This is a genomic window from Allocoleopsis sp. (genome assembly GCF_036703385.1).
Taxonomy (GTDB): Bacteria; Cyanobacteriota; Cyanobacteriia; order Cyanobacteriales; family Coleofasciculaceae; genus Allocoleopsis.
This window is the reverse complement of sequence record NZ_DATNPA010000554.1, coordinates 1-4,438: the sequence shown is the minus strand read 5'-3', so window position 1 is coordinate 4,438 and position 4,438 is coordinate 1. Positions and strand designations below refer to the sequence as shown.

3 protein-coding genes are annotated in these 4,438 nt (G+C 47.3%); 1 reads left to right on the top strand and 2 read right to left on the bottom strand.

What is annotated here, in order from left to right; all coding sequences use genetic code 11:
* Positions 1 to 1,322 (bottom strand): carotenoid oxygenase family protein (locus V6C93_RS27050; protein ID WP_333479771.1); only part of this gene is annotated, 1,322 nt, incomplete at its 3' end.
* 246 nt (positions 1,323 to 1,568) lie between these two features.
* The gene (locus V6C93_RS27045; protein WP_333479770.1) at positions 1,569 to 3,062 is read right to left on the bottom strand and encodes a folate/biopterin family MFS transporter; all 1,494 of its coding nucleotides are present in this window, start codon (positions 3,060 to 3,062) and stop codon (positions 1,569 to 1,571) included.
* Between the two features lie 469 nt (positions 3,063 to 3,531).
* Here V6C93_RS27045 and V6C93_RS27040 point away from each other — a divergent pair.
* Positions 3,532 to 4,438 (top strand): CHASE2 domain-containing protein (locus V6C93_RS27040; RefSeq protein WP_333479769.1); only part of this gene is annotated, 907 nt, incomplete at its 3' end.

The window sequence follows — 4,438 nt, the reverse complement described above, 5'->3', positions numbered from 1 at the left end:
ATTGGCTCACTCACATATCCTTTCGGTGCCGCACTCCAAAGCTGTTGTTCCCCTGTTGTTACATCCAGTTTAAGAATCACCTGTAGAGGTGCATTTCCTGTGGGATTATGAGCAGCACCTGTGAACAGATAGCGATAGGGGCGTCCGACGTGGTGTGGATGCAGTGAGGGAAACTCACAGCAGCGTTCTTCCAACTGCTGACGTTCCACAATTTGCTCATTTAAGTCGAGTGTAAACCGCCAGAATTGACCTGGTGTCAGTGCTTCAAAATCCACGTTTCGGAAATCGCTTTCGGGTTCAACTTCCGGTAACTTGTCGTAGCAAATAGAGTCAATGTAAATCTTGCCATCTTGCTCAAACGCATTAGCGTGGTGGAAGACAAAACCCGCTTTCGTTTCCAAAATCTGCACCCCCTCTTTGTCTCCTCCTTGGTAAGGGTGGGTTGGGGAGGTACGAGGAATCACCACAATTCGGGTAGGCTTATTTGGCTCAAACTTTACGCACTCACCCGCACCCCGCAATCCTAGGGCGAAGGGAATCGGATTGAAGCTAACGGCATTTTGAAAGAAGATGCAATAGTTGGGCGTAATTACAAAGTCATGAATGAAAGCAAAGCCAGGAATGCTTCTCGATTGACTCCGTAGAAGTTTACCGGATTGGTCGAACTCGTAGATGATAATGGTGCTAGAAAGACCGGCTTTGATGGCGAAGTTAACCAGGACAGGTTTACCCGCATTATAGTTACAACTGGGGTCAATTCGAGGGTGAGCTGCAAAAGCGTCACCTTCTTTCAAAATACCATTTAGGTAGTCTATACCCAGCGTGTCTAGCGTCTTCGGGTCTAGGCGGTAAGGCTCAGCTGCTTCCCATAGCGCCAAGAGTTTGCCACCCCAATAGATAACATTGGTATTAGCAATATTTTTGATTTTTACATCAAAAGCATTTGCTAACCAACCCCCAGGCTTTTGAGTACCAAAAACACCACGATATAGGATTTTTCCTGCGGCTTGTTCCACAATAAAACCTTCAGTGCGGACAAAGCGATTGCGGTAGTGGGCACGACCATTATTAAATGCGATCGCACTTATCATTCCATCTCCATCAAAGGGATGATGCAGCCTTTGCCCATTGATATCAAGTAATCCAGGGCCATTGCGAAACAAAGTCCCTTGCAGCGCCGCCGGAATCTTGCCTTCGATGTCATCAATCCAATAGTCGTATTCGTTCGGTTGGGATTCATAACCCTTTTTCCAATCATTCCGCTCATAGGGCAAAGCAGAAACGGCAACTGAAAAGTGTTCTTGAGTTGGTAAAGTTTGCATATTTTTTATGTAAAAAAGTGTAGAAAATTGCGAGTCCAAATATAGAGAGATAGATGGCTACATCTCTATATCAGTGAAGAAACTTCTATAGCGGTTCTCAGTTGGATGCGATACACTCTGACCTCTCTCCTACAAGGAGAGAGGCTTTGATTCTTTCTCCCCTTCCCTACCAGGGAAGGGGCAGGGGGTTAGGTTATTCTGATGTACTTCACGCATCTGAGAAACTTCTATGGAAAAGTGAAAAAGCTATTCAGCTGGTTCTTCAACGGGCTGTGAACCCATGCGTTTACTCAGCCGTTCTGCCAACGGAGTACGGATGAATTCAGGTAATAGGTCAGGTAAGAAGGGTTGTTCCGACATAGAACCCGGAGAATGATGTTCAAACAGCTCTGCTCGTGGCAATGACTTATGAGTTTCAGCGGCTTTAATTTCAGCTTGCGGATCAGCAGCCGGTAGCCAACCTAAAAATGGAAGGGGCAATAAACTGGAAGCATTTGTAATCACAATTAATAGCCACAGCTTGTCAAAGTTACTCTCAGTAACTCCCAGCAAATGGGTGAGTAATGCTCCCAGTTCATGGGACAACAGTCCTGCTAAGTTAAACACCGACATCAAAAGGGCAAATAAGGTCGCTTCTACACCCTCTGGGCAAAGCCGCGCCGAAAGTACCAAAACGGGCATAAAAGCAATTTGTCCCATCACTGTAAGGATGAGGCTGTCACCCAAGCTGAACCAGTGATCGTCAATACCCAGAGTACGATTGGTGTGGGTCACCAGAAGTAGGGCACTCATCCCTAAAACAGACGAGATTACCGTCGTCCATCCCATGAGGCTGCGGAAGGGCAGGTTCTTGAGAAAGCGTTGGAATAACCAGATGCCAATCAGGGACGCAACACTCGTTACTAAGCGAACACGCCCTAAAAATTCGGGTTGAAACCCTAACTCATTGGTTGTGAAATAGAAAAATGCGGAATCTGCACTGGGTGTGGCTTGCCAGATGAAGATAAAAGCTGTAGGCAACCAAATGGCTTTTTGCGTCACTGCACCCCGCAGTTGCTTGATTTGGTTCCAAACTGTGGAGGCGTCAGGACGGGAGTCTACAGATTCTTCAGCAATGAACCAAGCTACGGCTGAAACTAATAAGGGGAAAGTTGCGGTAATCGCGAAGACGGTTTGATTGCTGAAATGTTGTAGGAGCCATCCACTCAGGTAAGCGGTTATCAATCCACCGACGGATGAAGCGCCCCAAGTCAGTGATTGGAGGGAACCGGAGTCACTCAGAGATTCTTTCCGCGCCCGTTCGACAACCAACGAGTCTACAATCACATCGCTGATGGCGACCGATAGAGAACTCAGGAGAATGGCACCCGTCGCCGCCCAAGCGGTATTCACTAAAGTGGCGAGACTGAGCCAAGCGGCTGTCCCCATCAATCCCGATAAAATCAGGTAGGGGCGTCTGCGGTAGCCAAACAGGGGTAATCCGTCTGAGAGAAAGCCAAACAATGGCTTAATCACCCAGGGTAAAGCGGCAATACCCATCAGTGCTGCCACCTGAGCGGGACTTAATGCCAGTTGGTCTTTGAGGAAAAAGCTAACCGCCAGACGGGATAAGCCCAGGATACCCTGGACAAAATAGACGATTAAGATGGCAATCAACTCAGATGTGGGTTCGTTGCCAAAAAATACTTTTTCTTTCAAAGATTCTTTGATGGTGTCCAAGCCGGACTGGGAAGCAATCATGAATATTTTTTAAGAATTGTCTCCTTATATATCTTATATATACTCTCCCAGCCGTTGCGATCACTAGAAAGTCAGATTTTTGTAACCTCAAGCTTGTGGCAAGACTCCTCAGAAGTCCTGAGTACACCCTCACCTACCATTCAGGAACTGTTCACGCAACAGAAGAACTGGAGCCTAGGGCTGTTATGAAAGTTAACAAAACTAAGCGGATTGAGACATCATCATCGCCGCTCTCGATGGCTCAATCTTTTTCAGGTTATCCATAACGCGACTCAGGGGTAACACCCTCCATCCTAAAGATGTAATAATATGCTTCATATTTTACAAATTTGCCGTTTAGCGTGTTCTGTGACTGTAGCGAGTTGCCCCGCCAGGGTTTGGGGGTAGGCACGGGGGCAGTGCCCTTAGGAAAAATCGTCATTTCGGCGATTACTGTACCGACGCTCTAGGACATCTATCCTCGTTATCTATGATTTTCCGCATCGCTCAAAAGGTTGGTATTTCCAGACCCGACTTCGTCCATGTGGGAGCCGTGGCGCTAGCCAAGCGGGGTGCGGTGGCGTCCTTGTCCATGATTACTGTTATAGCTGCCTTACTAGGAGTACGGTATCTAGGTGGACTACAGTCCCTAGAACTGATGGCCTTTGACCATCTTGTACGCCTGCGGTCAAAACAAACAGTACCCGACCCCCGAATCCTCGTAATCACAATTACAGAGAAAGATATCCGTGATCAGAAAAAGTGGCCGTTTTCCGACCAAGTTATTGCCCAAGTGTTGAGAAAAGTGCAAGCCATGCAACCGGCTGTTATCGGCCTGGATTTGTATCGTGATATTCCCATCGAACCGGGTCACAATGAATTGGTTGCTCAACTCAAGCAACCCAATGTCATAGCGATTCAAAACATTAACAACGTCACGGGGACAACTGCACCACCCGATGTCCCACCAGAACGAGTTGGCTTTAATGACTTGGCGATCGACCCAGATAATGTTATTCGCCGCAATATATTATTTGCTGAAAACGAAAACGGTGCCCTTTTTTCTTTTTCCCTGCGTCTGGCTCTTGGCTATCTCGAACAGCATGGAATCTCACTTCAAGACAGTCTCAGCCATCCAGGTTTACCACAGTTGGGAAAGGCAGAACTTTGGCGATTAGAAAAAAATTCAGGTGGGTACCAAACTATTGAAGCGGATGGCTATCAAATCTTACTCAACTACCGCTCACCGAAGAATATAGCCCAGGAAGTCTCCTTGAACGAGCTTTTGAATGGCTCACTCGATCCGAGTTGGGTAAAAGGCAAAATTGTGATCATCGGCTCGACAGCACCCAGCCTCAAGGATAGGTTCCCGACTCCTTACAGCCCTATCCTCAAGG